Below are 288 nucleotides of genomic sequence, written 5' to 3'. Positions count from 1 at the left end.
ACGGGTGGAAGTAGAGTTGGTACGCATCGATAAGACCAAGGTCGGTCAGGCTTCGTGCCAGGTCCGGTCCGGAAACTGAAATCTCCCCGGCGAGCTCTGCCTTCAGCCCACGTATCACCGCCTCGACGTCATCCGCGACAAGCGTGGCATTGGGGCCGACCGACTTCAGCGAGCGCGACACAACCCATTTCGGTTGGCTCCGCCACGCCGCCGCGAATTCGTACGCCTCCGCGCTCCATTCAGGACTGTCTTCGTCCCAATAACGCATGACCTCGTACATGCCGCGAC

Annotated in this window: 1 pseudogene; it reads right to left on the bottom strand. The window is 61.5% G+C overall.

The window, feature by feature from the left end:
* A pseudogene (locus tag EOB49_RS35220) lies at positions 1-288 on the bottom strand (dihydrofolate reductase family protein); the annotation flags it as partial.

Origin of the sequence: Mesorhizobium sp. M7A.F.Ca.MR.148.00.0.0, assembly GCF_003997735.1 — a bacterium.
GTDB lineage: Bacteria > Pseudomonadota > Alphaproteobacteria > Rhizobiales > Rhizobiaceae > Mesorhizobium.
Note: the sequence above shows the minus strand (reverse complement) of the source record. Positions and strands in the feature narration are given on the sequence as shown.